The sequence below is a fragment of the Pseudoalteromonas nigrifaciens genome, assembly GCF_002221505.1.
Lineage (GTDB): Bacteria > Pseudomonadota > Gammaproteobacteria > Enterobacterales > Alteromonadaceae > Pseudoalteromonas > Pseudoalteromonas nigrifaciens.
Window position 1 is genome coordinate 3,333,695 of the sequence record NZ_CP011036.1, and the last position, 17,183, is coordinate 3,350,877.

Consider the following 17,183-nt stretch of genomic DNA (forward strand, 5'->3'; position numbering starts at 1 on the left):
GCCTTATTTTCACTGAAAATCTCTGGCTAGAGAAAATAAAGTTAAATATAATTATAAATTCAATACGTTAGTAAATCTCTTAACCAGAGTTCAGGTTAACTATATTTGCGCTGAAAAACCGCTGTTGCTTGCGGGCGATGTCGCCATTTGATAAAAATTAGCAATGCGCCCAGCGCGTGCTTCAACTTGTGTATCGCGCGTTTGCTCTGCACTTTTTGCTGTTTTTTCTTCACTGCTATCATTACTTGAAAGTGAAGCGGCTGCTTTACTTGTTGTTTTTTCGTCTTCATTACTTTTTGGGCTTGCAAGTTCAGCCTGTGCGGTGGCTATTTTTTGCGTGGCATCGGCAGCAATTGCTCTATCTGCACCCGATGGTTGAGCTGGGGCAAGTGCTGCTGCACGTACTGTTTGCATTTTTTCTATGGTTGCTTGTGGATCGCCACTTATAGCCCCCACATCTATTTGCACTTCGCCACCCACAGCGTAAGCGTAATTAGTGCCATCTGGGCCACGCTGATACTCATAACTAGGCGAGCCCGCATGTTGCCCACCCACTGCTGCATGCGCTTGTTCGTGCACACGCACTTCGGTATCACGCGCTTTAAGCTCTTTAATTTGTAGTTCTTGTTGCGCTAACTGCTGCTCTTCTTTTGCTGCTTCTTGTTCTGTTGTTTGGTTTTTTTCTTGCTCGTTTTCTTGCTCAGCATTATCTGAATTGCCTGAACTTTCGTCACGTGCCTCAACAGACTTTTCACCGGCCAGTTTTCCTTTCGCGTCGTAAGTAGCTGGGTCACTGTTACCCGGTAATTTAGCTTTTTCGGCATCACTTTGGGCTTTATTTTCGGTGCTACTAGCCGTACTTGATGCTGGCGGGGGAATAACTTCTCGCAACTGATTATCACGCCGTGCAGTTTCGGTATAAACATTTGCGGTGTTTATATTAATAGACGGGAATGGCGTGACAATATTCATAATATTTAAACGTTTATATCAATTAATGTGCCGAGCACATCATCGGCAGTTTGAATCGATTGCGTATTCGCTTTAGCGTTAAACTCTTCAACTTTTAAGTTTACCAAAGCTTCATCAATACGGGCAGGTTTTGCTACTGGCGCAGTAACCGCTTCTTCTGAGCGAGCAGCCGTAAGTTGGCGCTGCTGTGCTAGTTGCGCATCGTCTTGTTGTTCAATACTGGCACGGTTAATTTCTGCGCTGGCTCTTTCAATTCCTTGGCTAGCTCGGTTAAACCCTTCTAGGCCACTATTAAATGCAGATCCTATTGGCATATTAAATCTCCATTAAAATAAATATTGTTTAATTATCGCTCAACTAATGCGCAAAATAAAGCTTTAACCAGCGCTATTCGTCGCTCTATTTTAAAGCATTGATTTAACGGCAGATATAAATTCATTTTTATGAGAAATAAAAGGAGCATGTGACGCTTTATCTAATACTTCATACTCAAACTCAGTATTAAGTGCTGCCATTTGGGCAATTGCTCTATAAGGAACAAGTGCATCTAAACGACCAAATATAGCGCTTATAGGCACAGGGCAATGAGTAAATAGCGCTCGTAAATCTTCATTTTGTAAAATATCTAAACCCGCAGTCAAAGCCTCATTTTCAGGGGCTTTATATTGATTTAGCAATTGTTTAAGTTGTTTTACGTCATCACGAGCCGATTCGCTGCCCATTGCCTGAATAGCTAAAAATCGCTCTATGGTTTTTTCACCATGATTAACAAGCTGCTCTTTAAATTGCGTTAAAACCTGTGCTTTTATACCCGGCCACGGCGCTTGCTCTGCAAAAAAGGGGCTAGCAGCAACAAGTATCACTTTAGCTACTTTTTCGGGCCAATGTTTAGCAATATATAGTGCAAATAACCCACCTAAAGACCAACCCATTAAAATAGAGTGTGGTTTTAACTGCTCACTTAAAAGTGCTGCAGCGCTGTGTAAGGTATAAGGGTTTGGGCATGTTTTACTACTACCGTAGCCAGGTAAATCAATACTGCGTACGTTGTTATTATGAATAAATGCTAGCTCTGGCTGCACTAATTGCCATACACCTTTGTTCATACCCCAACCATGTAGTAACACTAATTCATTTTGCATATTTGCCAAACCTTAACCAAACTGAAGTTTATAATAGCGTTTAACTAGGCGATTGTAATGAGTATATTTATCCGATGAAGCACGCATTTATAAATTGGCTGTTTGAGTCGCATTGCGTACTTTGCCAAGGCCCAGTCCCAGCCGCGCTGGGCTTGTGTGAGTATTGCTTAGAAGATTTACCATTATTTGATTTAAGCGAGCAAAAAAACTTGCTATATCGCCCTGATATTATTGAAATGTTTCCTAACTGCGAATTTGATAAGTTATTTTCCTGTGCGTTTTACCAGCCCCCTTTTGAGCAATGGCTGAAGCAACTTAAGTTTAATAATCAAATACATTATAAAAATGCATTACAACAAGTTATTACTAAACAATTGAGTACTTTTTTTACTCCTGATTACCCGCTGCCCGATACCTTTATTATATTACCACTGCATAAAAGTCGATTTTTTCAGCGCGGTTTTAATCAAGTAACACAAGTATGGCAACCGTGTTTATCATCTTTTAATTTACTTAGTGATTCGCTGTTACGTAATAAAAAAACGCACGCACAATCTAAGCTAACTAAAGCTAAGCGGGTTAAAAATTTAAAAGACGCATTTATATGTACTGCAGATATGAGTGGTAAAACGGTGGCAATTGTTGATGATATTATGACCACAGGCGCTACACTTAATGCAGCCACCCAGGCTTTAAAACAGGCAGGCGCTAAACAAGTGTGGGCTTTTACCACTTGCTTAACGCCTATTTAAAATTTTAATAGTTAGTCGCCACTTACCCGAAACGTGTGGCCAAAAAACAATGCGTTACTAAGTAACCTACTCGTACCGTACCAATAACCTCTAAACACCGGATCGTCGGTCATACCAATTACTGCTCCACGCCCGTAAGAGTGCGCAATTAAGCCTGCTGCGCCGGCAACTTGAGTAACATTTACAGCATCGGTAAAGCCCGCAAGTAATGGCTGCTCAGTATAGGTAAGCACATTAACAAACGGTGCCTCTGAGGTCTCCAGCAACCAAGTGCTATTTTTAAATACAGGTAGCGTATTACGTGGTAATGAAAAGGTAAGTGGGTGAGTTAAATCTACATGGGCATTAAAAATAGCGCCTGCAATACGCTGACGCCCAGCTAAATGCTCTTTATCAGCATAGTTTAAACCGTCGGTTTTAAACGCACTGGCTACTTCTTTGCGAGACAAGTAGCTGGCTTTTAATAGTTGCTGATCCGCTAAAAATTTAGCACCGCCTTTGTGACCCCAAATAACACCGCCTTTTCTAACCCAACCTTTTATGGCCACTTTATCAGCGTCAGATAAACCACTGTAGTTACCATGAGCCAGCACAATATGGCTGTAATTACTTAGCTCAATTGAGCCCAAACGCTCTAGCTCAACAATGGTTGGAGCAACACCCACAAAACGGTCTAGGTAGTACCACACTTCTCCAGCTTCATATTGGCTTACCCCTTTACCGCCTAACAGCAGCACTTTGGGAGCGCTAAGCACCGCCATTGAGCGTGACCCTAAATCGGCACCTTTACTGGTTAATCCTGACGTTATTGGCTTAATAGCAATGCCAAACTCATTTTGCGCCTGATTAAGTTGTGCTATCCAATCACTATTTGTTTGTAACCCTGCAGGAATAATAATACTCCCCGCTGCAAAATTTACTTCTTCGCTGTTTACTGACTTAGCCGTTAATGAATTTAATGCAACACGGGCTTTTACCCCTTGCTGCAGTAAACTATTGAGCATTTTTGGCGCCAAGGTATCATCCCACGAAAAGCCAAATGCATACCCTTCATTAAGTTGTGCAAAGCGCGGTGTAGCGGCTTGTTGCCATGCGTTATCAGCAACTTTTAATCCCCAGCTACTGGTTACTTTAGCAAAGGGTAAATTAAATGCATGCGCTAGTGTCCAGCCAGATACATCGTAAAAAGTGTTATCGGCAAAGTTTTTTTGTTCGCTAAAAATAGCTTTAACTAAACGGTATTGTGGCTGTGCTAAAGGCACAAAATAGCTATTGCTAGAATAAGTTTCACCACCTGCTTTTAGCTCTTTTGTTAAAGGGTAAGCGTTAATTTGGTGCTGTTGCAGTATGCTTAAAAAGTCGTTAACTCGGGTGTTATCGGCTGCACCTGCAACTACATAACCTTGAAAGCTTTCATCGGCTGCTAAATCTATCGCCTGGTTATAAAACTTAGCTTGGTAATCGAGTAAGGCTTGGCGGTTGTCTATCGCGGCTTTAAATGTTGATAAACTAGTAAGCAGCTGGTTTTTAATAGTAAAAGCAAAGCTGAGAGGCCCATTTACGGTTTCTTGAATATGCCCGCGCGAACTGGCTTGTTCAAATAAAATACCTACGCCACCATTTACGTCTGGGTAAGTTGAGCCTTTACCGTAATAAAAGTCATCAAAGCTTTCTTCGGTGAAGTATAGCGCATTATTTTCGTCTAATGTTTTAGCATGATAATTTGCAATTGCTTTAGTTAAGCTGACATTTTCATCAGGCGTAATCGGGTGTTTACGCGATGGAATACCGGGCTGAAAAAAGTAACTGCTGTTTGGCCCCATTTCATGAAAGTCGGTTAAAATATTTGGTTTCCACTGATGAAACTTTGCAATACGCGCACGCGATTCTGGGTGTTGTAGTAATAACCAGTCGCGGTTTAAGTCAAACCAGTAATGATTAGTACGGCTACTTGGCCAGCTTTCCACGTGTTCTCGGGTAACGGGGTCTGACGATAAGTTCATACCACGATTACTATTAGCCCAATTAGCAAAACGAGCTAAACCATCGGGATTAAGTGAAGGGTCGAGTAAAATAACGGTATTATTTAATAACTCATTTATTTCATTACCTTGCGCTGCGGCTAAGTAATACGCCACCAGCAATGCAGAATTACTGCCCGACGACTCATTACCATGTACGCTGTAACCCATCCATACAACACCAGGCTGCTCTGGTGATTGCGTGTTGCTAGGCGTTAAACGCGCTAAATGGGCTTGGCGAATTTGCTCTATATTTTTTAATTTATTGGCGGCGGTAATAGTCAGCATCACTAATGGTCGCTGTTCGTGCGTGCGCCCTATTACTTCAAAATTAATTCGATCACTTTTTTGTGCTAGTATTTCCATATAACGCACCAACTGATCGTGCCTTACATGCCACTCACCTACTTGATAACCAAGCACTTGCTCTGGAGTGGGTATACTTGGATCAAACTCAACATCCTCTGCAAAGTAGTAAGACAATGGTTTAGCTTGAGTTGAAAAACTCAGTATTGCCACCATTATCATTAATGTTATTTTTATTATTATACGCATATAATTTACTCATAAAATGTTTGTTGTTTGCACGCTAGCATTGCTTAAAATAGATGCCAACTTTTTACGCTCAACACTAGCCGCAACACGATGAGCGGGGTATGATATGCAGTATCCGAGTAATTTAGTCAAGTATAGACGGTCTTATGATTTCAATTTCCGAAACAGCACAAGCGCATTTTGCTAAACTATTAGCAGATCAAGCACAACAAACCAACATTCGTGTTTTTGTTGTAAACCCTGGTACATCACAAGCGGAATGTGGTGTTTCTTATTGTCCAGAAGACGCTGTAGAAGACAGCGATATTCGCCTAAACTTTAATGGTTTTGACGGCGTTGTAGATGCAGAAAGTGCACCCTTTTTAGAAGACGCTGAAATTGATTTTGTTACCGACAAAATGGGTACTCAGTTAACACTAAAAGCACCTAATGCTAAAGCGCGTAAAATTAGCGGTGATGCATCGTTAAACGAACGCGTACAACACATGCTAGAAACCGAAGTAAATCCACAACTTGCTAACCACGGTGGCCAAGTAAGCTTAGTGGAAATTACCGCTGCAGGTATTGCTGTATTACAGTTTGGCGGTGGTTGTAATGGTTGTTCTATGATCGATGTCACGTTAAAAGAAGGCATTGAAAAAGAGATGATCGAAAAGTTTGAAGAGATCACTGGTGTTGCCGATATTACTGAGCACCAAGCGGGCGATCATTCTTACTATTAATAAGCATTTTTAATGCTAAAGTCGCTTATATATAGCTTAGGGAGCAACCCTAAGCTTAGCTTAAAGCGTTTTTTTCGCGGCGTAGCACTGTTTGTGCTAGCCGTGATATTTATTTTTTTAGGCTATTACAGTCACTACAGCTTGCAAATTATTGGCGTTGTTATTTTAGTGCCAGCTTTGTTTTTTGCTGCTTGGGGCTACAGCGGTATTTTTGCTAATCGCTTTTCACAAGTACTTAAAAATATTGAGCCTAAAAACCACGACCCCGACCTATGGAAATAAGCCACCAAATTACCTTAATCTAATAACTGATTATTTGCCTTTAACTTTTGGTATTTCACTATTAATGTTACTCCTCGCATTAGCATAAAGCAGCTCATTGCTAACCATAAACCATTATTCTCCCACTGATGAAACACTGCAAATACACCAAAAAAACCAACACTTGCTGAGAGCAACATACTATTTCGCATTGCCTTTGCCCGGGTAAGTCCAACAAATACACCATCAAATAAAAAGCAACTCATTGCCAATAATGGCAAGGCTATAATCCAAGGCAAGTACAGCGTAGCCGTGGTGATCACTTCCGGCACATTAGTTAATAGCGTAATAATATAGCGGCCAAATATAGCAAAAAACAAACTGTATGCTAAGGCAAATAGCGCGCCCCAAAACACACTTATTCTTACCCAAAGCTCAATATTTTTTACACTTTGTTGACCTTTAGCATGCCCTACTTTTGCCTCACTGGCATAAGCAATACCGTCGAGTGCAAAGCTTACCAACATTAAAAAGTTAAGTAATACTGCATTTGCTGCTAGCGTGGTTTCGCCAATTCGTGCGCCGTAAAAGGTCATAAAGCTAAAGCAGAGCTGTAAAATAAATGAGCGAATAAAAATATCACGGTTTAAGCTTAGTAGGTTTGTCATTTTTGTAATGCTAAACCAACCTGGTACGCTTAGTTTTATGCCGCGTTTTTTAGCTAATTTAATAACTAACACCACGGCAAAAACTAACGCGGTGTAATCGGCAATAAGTGACGCCCATGCAGCGCCTGCTACTGCCCAATCTAGGTATACAACAAAATATATGTCGAGCACTATATTGGTAATATTAGTCACTAATAATAAATAAAACGGCCCACGGCCATAATGCATACCTAGCATCCAACCTAATAGTACTAAATTACATAAGGCCGCAGGCGCACTAAAAATACGAATACTAAAATACTGATACGCTTGCGTAAGCACGTCGCTATTGGCCGCCGATAAAAATGCAATGGCGTGTTTTATTAAAGGCGATAAGGCGATAAGCAATACGGCAACAAAGCAAGAAAGCACTAAGCTGCGTTTTAATAACGCCGCCAATTGGGTTAAATCGTTTTGCCCATAAGCTTGTGCCACTAACCCTGTGGTGCTCATTCTTAAAAAGCCTGCGAGCCAAAATAATATTGATATAACCGCAGATCCCAGCGCAATACCGGCTAAATAATGAGCGCTCCCTAAGTGGCCAATTACTGCAGTATCAACAATTCCTAACAGTGGGACGGTAATATTTGATAATATCATCGGACCCGCTAACAACAACAAGCTTTTATGGTGTGCTTTATTATGTATAAGAAATTGTTTCATTTAGTATTATTTATCCTTATTAGTATTTCACTGCGCGCTCAAGCAGCCGTTATTTTACAGTATCATCACGTTAGTGAAACCCTTCCGGCGGTAACCAGTGTTAGCGCGAGCACTTTTACTGAGCACTTAAGTTATTTAAAAGAGCATAACTTTAATGTTATTCCTTTAGATGAGCTGATAACTGCGTTGCAGCAAAAACACACTTTACCAGATAAAACCGTCGCTATTACTTTCGATGATGGTTACAACAATAATTACGAGCAAGCAGCGCCAATTTTAGAAAAGTTTGGCTATCCGTACACAATTTTTGTCAATCCTAAGCTAATAGACGAAGGTAAAGGCTATGTAATGGGCTGGGATAAACTCCAAGAGCTAGCAAAAAAAGGCGCACTTATTGCCAATCATAGTGGCCAACACGATTACTTACACCATATGCTTGCAAACGAAAGCGATGCACAATGGCAAGCCCGCATTAAACAAGACATCCTACATTCACAGCAGCGTATAAAAACAGAAATTGGCCATGATTATAAATATTTAGCTTATCCGTATGGCGAGTTTAACAATAAGTTACAAGCCCTAGTAACCGAGCTTGGTTTTATTGGTATAGGTCAGCATTCTGGCGCTGTAAATAAAGATTCTAACTTTAGTCGCTTACCGCGTTTTCCGGCTTCGGGCTTTTATAGTAAATTAGATACGCTGATCACTAAATTGAATTCTCGCGCATTTAATATAACCGCGCTCACTTATGAAGACAGTGTAACGGCGCAAAACCCACCCAAACTCACTATTGAGTTTACTATGGGGGATTTTCATAAAAGTCAGTTTGCTTGTTATGTATCGAGTGTTGGCCAGGCTAATTTAACCTGGATAAATAAAAACACAGTAGAAGTCACCTCACCTAAAGCGCTCAATAAAGGTCGTTCGCGCTTTAATTGTACCGCCCCTGCAATTAACAATGCTGGTAGCTATTTTTGGTTTTCGCAGCCTTGGGTTATTGAATAGTTTTAATTACAGTAGTAAAAAAGGAGCCTAGGGCTCCTTTTTAATTTACTGTTTAAATAACTAGTTTTTATAATAATCAGCTATTTTTTTAAATTCTTGAGTTAACTCTTTGGAGTTTATTAACGGCACGCTACCTTGTTTAAATTCAGGTTTAAATATTGCTCTTACCGCCCCATTGCCATCGACCATAGCCACTGAAGCACTATGATCAACTGCATACTCTGACTCGCTACTATCACTAATAGCGTAAATTAAGCCTAACCCTCTCACCATAGGAAAAAGGTGTTTGTGCTCCCCCGAAACCGCTAAAAAATCGGGATTAAAGTAATCAATATAGTCTTTGCGTTTTGCTGGGGTATCTCGTTTGGGATCTACCGATACAAACCAAATTTGCACTGGGTAATCACTACGTAAATTTTTATACACCGCATTTAGTTTAGCCAGTGTTAACGGGCAAATATCGGGGCAGCTGGTGTAGCCTAAAAACACTAAATTCCATTGCCCTAAAAATTGCTGCTTAGTAACCAATTCGCCATGTTGATCATCTAAACTAAAGTCGGCTAAAGGTTTAGCATTCTCGTACACTAAAGCATTAACGTCTGGCGGTGCATTATCATCTGAGCACGCCGATAAAAACAGTGTTAAAACAATAACTAACCCTAGCCATAATTGCTTCATAATAGTAGCCATTTATCTATAAATAATATGATAAAGAGTACCATTAAATGAATAATTGAAAAGCGAAATAAATCCATAGCAGTGTCGTCGTTAGCGGCTAGTTTTAATTTAATCGCTTTATAAATAAAGACTGCATTTAATCCAGATGCGCCGATTAAATAAATTAACCCCGACATTCCTATCAAATAAGGAAATATACACACAATTGCCAGTAACACAGAGTAAGCAACCACACAGGTTTTAGAAAAATCGATACCATGCGTAACCGGTAACATAGGAATTTTAGCCCGTGCGTAATCGCTCTTACGAGCTATAGCTAAGGCCCAAAAGTGTGGAGGGGTCCACGTAAAAATAATCATCACTAGTAGCCAAGGTGCAGCTGCCATTTGCCCTGTTTCAGACACCCAACCCAATAAGGGTGGCATAGCGCCAGCAAGGCCACCAATAACAATATTTTGTGGTGTAGCGCGCTTTAAAAAAGAGGTGTATACAAAGGCATAACCCACCAGCGCAAATAAGGTTAATATGGCGGTAAGGGTATTTGCCCATAGCATTAGCATAATAAAACCTGCCACACCTATTATTGCTGCAAAACTCAGTGCATGTGCCTTACTTAAGCGGCCTTTAGCTACAGGGCGATGACGAGTACGCGCCATTTTGCTGTCTATTTCGCTATCAACAACATGGTTAATTACCGCTGCTGCTGCTGAAAGCAATCCTATGCCAAGTAAGCTTATAAACTGTACACCCATGCCTCTGCCTACATCGGGTGCTAGCGCCAAACCAACCCACGCGGTCAGTACCAACATAGCGACTACTTTAAATTTACTAATGGCTAAATAATCCTGTAGTAAATTATAACTACGTGTAATTAGCGGTAGTGTATTTATAGGTTGTATTGCTTTTTTATCTATTGTAAGTGCCATAACAACGCTCCTTTCTATTTGTAATTTTAGGTTCGTGCTTTTAAGTTCGTGCTTTGAGGTAATAGCATAATCTAATTAAAGTTAATAACAGTATGGCAGCCATTAAGTTATGTGCCAGTGCCATACTTAACGGAATATGCCAATGCACCACTGCGAGGCCTAAAGCAATTTGGCAAAATAAGACAACTAACACGCTAACGGCGCAGCTTTTTATTTTTTGCGAGTAGGCACGGCTGTATATTCGCCACATAATTAATGCCAATACTATGCAAGTAACTAATGCCCAAATACGGTGTAATAAATGAATCGACATACGTGCTTGCTGCGACAGGACGCCAAACTCGTAGTTACCATGCTCAAGCGGGAGCTGAAACACACTACTAAGCGAAAATGGCTGGGCATTACTACATAAAGGCAAGCCATTACAATGCGGAGCAGCGTAATTTGCAGCCAACCAACCTCCTAATGCTATTTGTATAATTAGTACGCTAAGCGCCACTAGGCTTAAACCAAAGTAGCGTCTTGCACCTGCATCTCCCCCCATTATTGGCTTGGCGTTTAATCGTAAATATAATAAAGTGAGCAGCGCTAAAATACTAAAGCCACCAAGTAAGTGGCCCATCACTATTAACGGCTGTAAATTCATCGTAACCGTCCACATACCTAATGCAGCCTGAAATATCACTAACAATAACAGTAGTAATGGTAATTTAACTGGCGTTGTTGGCGATTGACGTTTTAAAAAAGCATATACAAATAAGGCTAATATGAGCAAGCCTAGCGTACCGGCAAAGTAGCGATGAATCATTTCTTTCCATGCTTTAGCGGTTTCAAACATCATATCGGGATAACTTTGTGCTGCTTGCGCTATATCGGCTTCATGTTTGGGTACAGTTAAAAAACCATAACATCCTGGCCAATCTGGGCAACCCAACCCGGCATCACTTAAGCGAGTATAAGCACCCAACGCCACTACTATCAAAGCCAATAAGCCCGTTATTAATACCCAGTTTTTATAATTTTTATACATGGCATCTTCCTACTTAGCTCGAACGAGAATAACTCAGTAATTTTTTTAGATCTTTTAATAGTCCTTTTTGTACTAATCTATTTTCCTGTGGCTGTGTTTTAAATGGATACTCAAGCACTACAAGCCCCATATGGTCGATTAAATACAAACTAGCCGGTTGTAAGTTTGGTTGCGCATCTATACTTTTCCACGGGGAGTTGGCAGCTTTTACTTCGCCTATCACGGCGACATCTACTTTATTCTGGTTTTTGCCTAGCGCTATGTATAAATTATTTAGTGCGGCTAATTGCTCACTACAAGGCGTAGTACATCCATTGGAGTAATTTAGGGCAATAGTCCATTGCTTATGATTGTTTTGCGGCCAATTTTCATATTTAACCTGTTGCTGTAAAAACTCACCATTGTTAGTAATGGCGGTAGGTAACCAATCTAATTTAAGCGCGCTGTACGCTAAAATTAGCGGAATAGCGCAGCAAATGACAAACAGTAAAAGGGGGTTATTTTTCATTATGTGTCCTTTTTTTACTTGCAAAAATAGCCACTAAAACGCACGCCAGCGCAATTAAAAACCATTGCACCGCATAAGCGTGGTGTTTTTGTGGGCTCATAACAACCGCGGTATAGTGAGGTATACCTATTGCATCGCCGCTACCTTGGCGATACGCCATAAAATTAACTAATAATTGCTGGCTTTGTTCGCTCAACTTATTTAATTCAATTGTTTGCACTCGCTTTGGTAAATCAATGTTATTGGTTTTACTCTCGAGGCTAAAAGCAGTGAGGTTATTTTCTTTTATTTGAGCAGTAAGCGTAAAAGCGTGTTTAGGTAGGGTTACTTTAGGTAATGTATCGCGCGATAGGGGAGCTTTTATCCAGCCTAAATTAACCAAAATGGCATGTGTTTCGTTATTTGGCTTTAACAGTGCCAGTAAGTCATAACCCACCTGCCCGTTATAAACTTGGTTGTCTAAAAGCCAATATTCATCGTTAATAAAATGCCCTGTTAACTCAACTAACAATCCTGTTTTATTCCAGTTACTAGGTAGTTTAAGCATTTGCTGCCAGCTCATTACACCGCGCGTTTGCAGCGTTGCAATAGAAGCTAACTGCTGTTGTTTGTGTGTCGCACGTTCTAACTGCCAAAAACCTAAACGCACACACACCAAAACTACAATCACCACCATACAAATGGTGATTATTGAGCTAAACTTTTGTTCACGCCATCTAATTAACTGCATAAAGGGTCAACCTAGTGATGATTAAAATTTTTATTGTATTGTTGTTATTATTTATACTTTTTAACTTGTTTCGCGCTTTATTTATTATGGTCTCTGGAAAAACCCAAGGACGACCTATGTCTCACTTTTTAGGTCGTCGCGTATTATTTTCTGTGGTGGTATTAATAGTTGTTATTGCCGCACTAAAACTTGGCTTTATTAGCGGCAATAACGCCCCTTTAATAACTACAGCACATACACAAATATAAATAAGCATAACCAAACTACATCAACAAAATGCCAGTACCAAGCCGCCGCTTGAAAAGCAAAGTGCTTATCTTTAGTAAAGTGTCCTTTTAAAATTCGTAAAAATACTACCAATAAAATAATAGTTCCTAAGGTCACATGCATGCCATGAAAACCCGTAAGTAAAAAGAACGTGCTGCCATAAATACCGGCATCTAATGTTAAGTTTAAATCGTTATACGCATGAATATATTCTTCTACTTGTAGGCCTAAAAAAACTGCACCCAATAAAATAGTCAGTCCTAAAAACACTTTTAACTGGCCGCGTTTATCACTTTCTATTGCCACATGGGCAAAATGCAAAGTAACTGATGAGGTCAATAAAATTAAGGTGTTAATCAGCGGTAGACCTTGCCATCCCATAGCTTGGGTAGTGTCGCCCCCTGGCGTGGTAATTAATGGCCACACAGCTTCAAATGTAGGCCAAAGCACTTCGTTAGTCATGGCATTGTTATCGGCACCACCAAGCCAAGGCACAGAAAGCATACGGGCGTAAAAAAGTGCGCCAAAAAATGCCATAAAAAACATTACTTCAGAAAAAATAAACCAACTCATTCCTTGTCGAAAAGAGCGGTCCATTTGCGCTGAATATAAGCCTTTCCCGGCCTCATCAATCACGTTTTTAAACCAGCTAAACAACATATACAGCAGTACTGCTATACCTGCGTACAAAATATAAATGCCACTGTCACCTTCTTTACCGGCACTCATTACGGTTAGAGCTGCACCTACTGCAATAAAAAATAATGCTACTGCGCCAACAATCGGCCATGGGCTTTGATCTGGTACATAATAATGCTCATATTCTTGCTTCATTTTATTTGCTCCTGGTTGTCACTAGTTAGGCTAGTTGTTATTGGCTGCTAGCCGCTCACTAATATCAAATACCGTATAAGATAAAGTTAACTCTTCAATGTCACTTGGTAGTGCGGTATCAACATAAAAAAGCAACGTAAACTCTAGTTCTTCACCTGCTTTTAATGGCTGTTGATCAAAACAAAAACACGCTATTTTATGTAAGTATTTTGCTGCTCTACCGGGTGATACCGAAGGCACTGCCTGCATTACTTTATCTTGGTCACTATTATTTTTGGCGCTAAACATTACCTCACGCATAGCACCGGGCTTTACCGCAACACTGTACTCTTTAGACTTCACAGCAAAGGGTGCACCGCTTTGTGCATGCGTGGTAAAGCTCACACTTATTTCGCGATTTTGTATTACTTGCGTGCTTTGCTTTGCTTGCTCTAATGATGGCTTACCGTTAATGCCGGTAATATCACAAAACACGTCATACAAAGGCACTAACGCAAATGCAAATGCGAACATGGCTAAGCAAATAACAACTAAGCGCTTAAGTAGCGGTGCGTGTATCATTATTTAATTTCCGGTGGTGTTGAAAATGTATGGTACGGAGCAGGTGAATCTACCTCCCACTCCAGTCCTTCTGCGCCTTCCCACACTTTTGCAGGAACCTTGTCGCCGCCGCGTGCGCATTTAATCACTACAGCTACAAACAACAACTGCGATAATCCAAAGGCAAAGCCGCCAATACTAATAATGGCGTTAAAGTCAGCAAACTGTAGCGCATAGTCGGGTATACGGCGTGGCATGCCTGCAAGCCCTACAAAGTGCATAGGAAAAAACAATACATTTACGCTTACCAGCGATAACCAAAAATGCCATTTAGCCAGCGCTATGTTATACATATTGCCAGTCCATTTAGGCAGCCAATAATACGCGCCTGCCATAATAGAAAACACCGCTCCCGTTACCAGTACATAATGAAAATGTGCCACTACAAAGTAGGTATCATGGTACTGAAAATCAGCCGGTGTAATGGCCAGCATCAATCCCGAAAAACCACCTAAGGTAAACAACACAATAAAAGCAATACTAAACAGCATGGGGACTTCAAACGTAATTGAACCGCGCCACATAGTGGCTACCCAATTAAATATTTTTACTCCAGTGGGCACCGATATCAGCATAGTCGCGTACATAAAAAATAGCTCGCCAGCCACCGGCATACCGGTAGTAAACATATGATGCGCCCACACTGTAAAACTCAACAACGCAATTGACGCCGTGGCATATACCATGGAGGAATAACCAAAAAGTTTTTTACGCGAAAAGGTAGGAACTATAGTAGAAATAATGCCAAAAGCCGGCAAAATCATTATGTATACTTCGGGGTGGCCAAAAAACCAAAATATGTGCTGAAACATCACCGGATCACCGCCACCAGCTGCATCAAAAAAGCTGGTTGCAAAGTATTTATCGGTGAGCACCATGGTCACTGCACCTGCGAGTACCGGCATAACCGCAATTAATAAAAATGCCGTTATCAGCCAAGTCCATACAAACATAGGGACCTTCATCCAAGTCATGCCTGGGGCACGCAAGTTAACTATGGTTACAATTACATTAATTGCCCCCATAATGGAGCTAATACCCATAATATGCACAGCAAATACAAACATGGCGGTATTGTCATTACTGTAGGTTGTGGACAGCGGCGCATAAAAAGTCCAACCAAACGCAGGACCGCCACCGGGCATTAATAGCGATGATAATAAAATTAAAAACGCGAATGGTAAAATCCAAAAACTCCAGTTATTCATTCGGGGTAAGGCCATATCAGGCGCGCCAATCATTAATGGCACCATCCAGTTAGCTAAGCCAGTAAAGGCCGGCATAACGGCACCAAATACCATAATCAACCCATGAACCGTGGTCATTTGATTAAAAAAGTGAGGATCGACTAATTGCAATCCTGGCTGAAATAACTCAGCGCGGATCACCATAGCCATAGCACCACCAATAAAAAACATAGTTAGCGAAAAAATTAAGTACAAGCTACCTATATCTTTATGATTTGTGGTATATAACCAGCGCTTAAAGCCTTTAGCAGGATGATGAGCGTGGTGAGCTTCATTAATGTCAGGTTGTTCTACTATGCTACTCATTAGTTCGCCTCCCCATCGGCATCAAGTGCTGCCTGTATTTCACTTGGTTGAATTACATCACCGGTATCATTACCCCATGCATTACGCTTATAAGTAATTACCGCTGCTAATTGCTTTATAGAGAGCTGTTTAGCAAAGGCTTGCATGGCTGTGCCGGGGCTTCCGTGAATAACAATATCAATGTGGTCTTTTATATCGCCAAGCACTATCGGGCTGCCTTTAAGTGCAGGAAAAACGCCTGGCAAACCTAACCCTGTGGGCTGATGACATGCAGCACAATTGGCCATATACACTTGCTCACCCAAAGTCATTAATTCTTCTTTAGGGAGTGTTTGGTCAAGTAATGCAGCATCTGCTGCTGCTGCTTTTTGCTTTGCTTGTTTAGCATCTGCTAGCCAAACTTTAAAATCGGCCTCTGACTTAGCCTCTACTACCACTGGCATAAAGCCATGATCTTTACCGCATAGCTCAGCACACTGACCGCGATAAATACCGACTTCGTTTATGTTGGTCCACGTTTCGTTAATAAACCCCGGGTTTGCATCTTTTTTAATAGCAAAATCGGGCACCCACCAAGAATGAATAACATCGTCGGAGGTCATTAAAAAGCGTACTTTTTTATTGATCGGTAATACCAGAGGCTTATCTACCTCAAGTAAATAGTTGGGGTTTTTATCGGCTAGGTTAGCAATTTCATTTTGCGGTGTGGCAAGTATTGAGTAAAACTCAACATCTTCCCCCATATATTCGTAATGCCATTTCCATTGTGAACCAGTTACTTTAATAGTGATATCCGCTTTACTGGCATCTTCCATCGCTATTAATGTTTTAGTTGCGGGGACTGCCATTGCTATTAAAATAACAAATGGAATTGCTGTCCAGAGTATTTCTACTTTGGTACTTTCGTGAAATTGAGCAGCAACTGCTCCTTTAGATTTACGATGATGAATAAGTGCCCAAAACATAACGGCAAATACAATCACGCCTATTACACAGCATATTAAAAATATGGTCATGTGTAGTTGATAAACATTATTACTTATATCGGTTACGCCTTTGCGCATATTATATTGGCTATTTGCCAATGCTAACTGCGGAAAAACAAACAATATAAGCCACAAGGTAGAGCTCAATTTACCCATGTGACAGCTCCTTTAATACTGTTGCGAGTGCAAAACAAAAAGACATAAGCTTTAAATGCCAATTTGTTATTTTTGTATTGCTGCCGGATATATAAATATATTTTCTCAAAACTAA

Annotated in this window: 19 protein-coding genes; 5 read left to right on the forward strand and 14 right to left on the reverse strand. The window is 40.7% G+C overall.

The window, feature by feature from the left end:
• Window positions 1-99 precede the first annotated feature (99 nt).
• The 3 genes from PNIG_RS15705 to bioH form a co-directional block, all read right to left on the reverse strand.
• Window positions 100-972: a putative metalloprotease CJM1_0395 family protein gene (locus PNIG_RS15705; RefSeq protein WP_089368857.1), complete on the reverse strand. Its 873-nt coding sequence runs from the start codon at window positions 970-972 to the stop codon at window positions 100-102.
• 5 nt (window positions 973-977) lie between these two features.
• Window positions 978-1,286: a hypothetical protein gene (locus PNIG_RS15710; protein WP_011329484.1), complete on the reverse strand. Its 309-nt coding sequence runs from the start codon at window positions 1,284-1,286 to the stop codon at window positions 978-980.
• A 90-nt stretch (window positions 1,287-1,376) separates the two neighbouring features.
• Window positions 1,377-2,114 carry a pimeloyl-ACP methyl ester esterase BioH gene (bioH, locus tag PNIG_RS15715; protein ID WP_011329485.1) on the reverse strand — a complete coding sequence of 246 codons (738 nt, stop codon included), beginning with the start codon at window positions 2,112-2,114 and terminating at the stop codon, window positions 1,377-1,379.
• Between the two features lie 74 nt (window positions 2,115-2,188).
• On the opposite strand from bioH, the gene PNIG_RS15720 reads away from it, so the two are divergent.
• Window positions 2,189-2,866, forward strand: coding sequence for a ComF family protein (locus PNIG_RS15720; protein ID WP_011329486.1), 678 nt, complete (start codon window positions 2,189-2,191; stop codon window positions 2,864-2,866).
• Window positions 2,867-2,877: 11 nt separating this feature from the next.
• Here the strand turns inward: PNIG_RS15720 and PNIG_RS15725 are convergent, their stop codons facing one another.
• A complete protein-coding gene (locus PNIG_RS15725) occupies window positions 2,878-5,409 on the reverse strand; it encodes a M14 metallopeptidase family protein (RefSeq protein ID WP_089368990.1) in 2,532 nt (843 codons plus the stop codon).
• A 179-nt stretch (window positions 5,410-5,588) separates the two neighbouring features.
• Between PNIG_RS15725 and nfuA the strand changes: the two genes are divergently transcribed.
• The gene (gene nfuA / locus PNIG_RS15730; protein ID WP_011329488.1) at window positions 5,589-6,164 is read left to right on the forward strand and encodes a Fe-S biogenesis protein NfuA; all 576 of its coding nucleotides are present in this window, start codon (window positions 5,589-5,591) and stop codon (window positions 6,162-6,164) included.
• 12 nt (window positions 6,165-6,176) lie between these two features.
• Entirely contained in the window at window positions 6,177-6,446 is a 270-nt protein-coding gene (locus PNIG_RS15735; protein WP_011329489.1) for a hypothetical protein, read from the forward strand.
• 14 nt (window positions 6,447-6,460) lie between these two features.
• On the opposite strand, the gene PNIG_RS15740 is transcribed toward PNIG_RS15735, so the two are convergent.
• The gene (locus PNIG_RS15740; RefSeq protein WP_089368991.1) at window positions 6,461-7,732 is read right to left on the reverse strand and encodes an MATE family efflux transporter; all 1,272 of its coding nucleotides are present in this window, start codon (window positions 7,730-7,732) and stop codon (window positions 6,461-6,463) included.
• Between the two features lie 42 nt (window positions 7,733-7,774).
• Here PNIG_RS15740 and PNIG_RS15745 point away from each other — a divergent pair, with 42 nt between their 5' ends.
• The gene (locus tag PNIG_RS15745) at window positions 7,775-8,800 is read left to right on the forward strand and encodes a polysaccharide deacetylase family protein (RefSeq protein ID WP_011329491.1); all 1,026 of its coding nucleotides are present in this window, start codon (window positions 7,775-7,777) and stop codon (window positions 8,798-8,800) included.
• Between the two features lie 60 nt (window positions 8,801-8,860).
• Here PNIG_RS15745 and PNIG_RS15750 read toward each other — a convergent pair whose 3' ends face one another.
• The 5 genes from PNIG_RS15750 to PNIG_RS15770 are packed head-to-tail and all read right to left on the reverse strand — an operon-like array spanning window position 8,861 to window position 12,672.
• The gene (locus PNIG_RS15750; protein ID WP_089368858.1) at window positions 8,861-9,478 is read right to left on the reverse strand and encodes an SCO family protein; all 618 of its coding nucleotides are present in this window, start codon (window positions 9,476-9,478) and stop codon (window positions 8,861-8,863) included.
• Window positions 9,475-10,404 carry a heme o synthase gene (cyoE, locus tag PNIG_RS15755; RefSeq protein WP_011329493.1) on the reverse strand — a complete coding sequence of 310 codons (930 nt, stop codon included), beginning with the start codon at window positions 10,402-10,404 and terminating at the stop codon, window positions 9,475-9,477. The genes PNIG_RS15750 and cyoE overlap by 4 nt, the downstream gene beginning before the upstream one ends.
• Before the next feature lie 40 nt (window positions 10,405-10,444).
• On the reverse strand, window positions 10,445-11,434 hold the full coding sequence (locus PNIG_RS15760; RefSeq protein ID WP_089368859.1) for a COX15/CtaA family protein: 990 nt from the start codon (window positions 11,432-11,434) through the stop codon (window positions 10,445-10,447).
• Window positions 11,435-11,447: 13 nt separating this feature from the next.
• Window positions 11,448-11,942: a transmembrane cytochrome oxidase associated protein gene (locus PNIG_RS15765; RefSeq protein WP_086997112.1), complete on the reverse strand. Its 495-nt coding sequence runs from the start codon at window positions 11,940-11,942 to the stop codon at window positions 11,448-11,450.
• Entirely contained in the window at window positions 11,932-12,672 is a 741-nt protein-coding gene (locus PNIG_RS15770; RefSeq protein WP_089368860.1) for an SURF1 family protein, read from the reverse strand. Before PNIG_RS15770 ends, PNIG_RS15765 begins: the two co-directional genes overlap by 11 nt.
• Window positions 12,673-12,689: 17 nt before the next feature.
• Between PNIG_RS15770 and PNIG_RS15775 the strand changes: the two genes are divergently transcribed.
• Window positions 12,690-12,920 (forward strand): DUF2909 family protein, encoded by a 231-nt coding sequence (locus PNIG_RS15775; protein ID WP_050754475.1) that lies wholly within the window; start codon window positions 12,690-12,692, stop codon window positions 12,918-12,920.
• Here PNIG_RS15775 and PNIG_RS15780 read toward each other — a convergent pair.
• Genes PNIG_RS15780 through coxB form a run of 4 tightly spaced genes read right to left on the reverse strand, consistent with a single transcriptional unit; the run spans window position 12,898 to window position 17,068 of the window.
• Entirely contained in the window at window positions 12,898-13,773 is an 876-nt protein-coding gene (locus PNIG_RS15780) for a cytochrome c oxidase subunit 3 (protein WP_011329497.1), read from the reverse strand. The genes PNIG_RS15775 and PNIG_RS15780 overlap by 23 nt on opposite strands.
• Window positions 13,774-13,803: 30 nt before the next feature.
• The gene (locus PNIG_RS15785) at window positions 13,804-14,334 is read right to left on the reverse strand and encodes a cytochrome c oxidase assembly protein (RefSeq protein WP_086997121.1); all 531 of its coding nucleotides are present in this window, start codon (window positions 14,332-14,334) and stop codon (window positions 13,804-13,806) included.
• The gene (gene ctaD, locus PNIG_RS15790; protein WP_011329499.1) at window positions 14,334-15,926 is read right to left on the reverse strand and encodes a cytochrome c oxidase subunit I; all 1,593 of its coding nucleotides are present in this window, start codon (window positions 15,924-15,926) and stop codon (window positions 14,334-14,336) included. The genes PNIG_RS15785 and ctaD overlap by 1 nt, the downstream gene beginning before the upstream one ends.
• A complete protein-coding gene (gene coxB / locus PNIG_RS15795) occupies window positions 15,926-17,068 on the reverse strand; it encodes a cytochrome c oxidase subunit II (RefSeq protein ID WP_011329500.1) in 1,143 nt (380 codons plus the stop codon). Before coxB ends, ctaD begins: the two co-directional genes overlap by 1 nt.
• Between the last annotated feature and the right edge of the window lie 115 nt (window positions 17,069-17,183).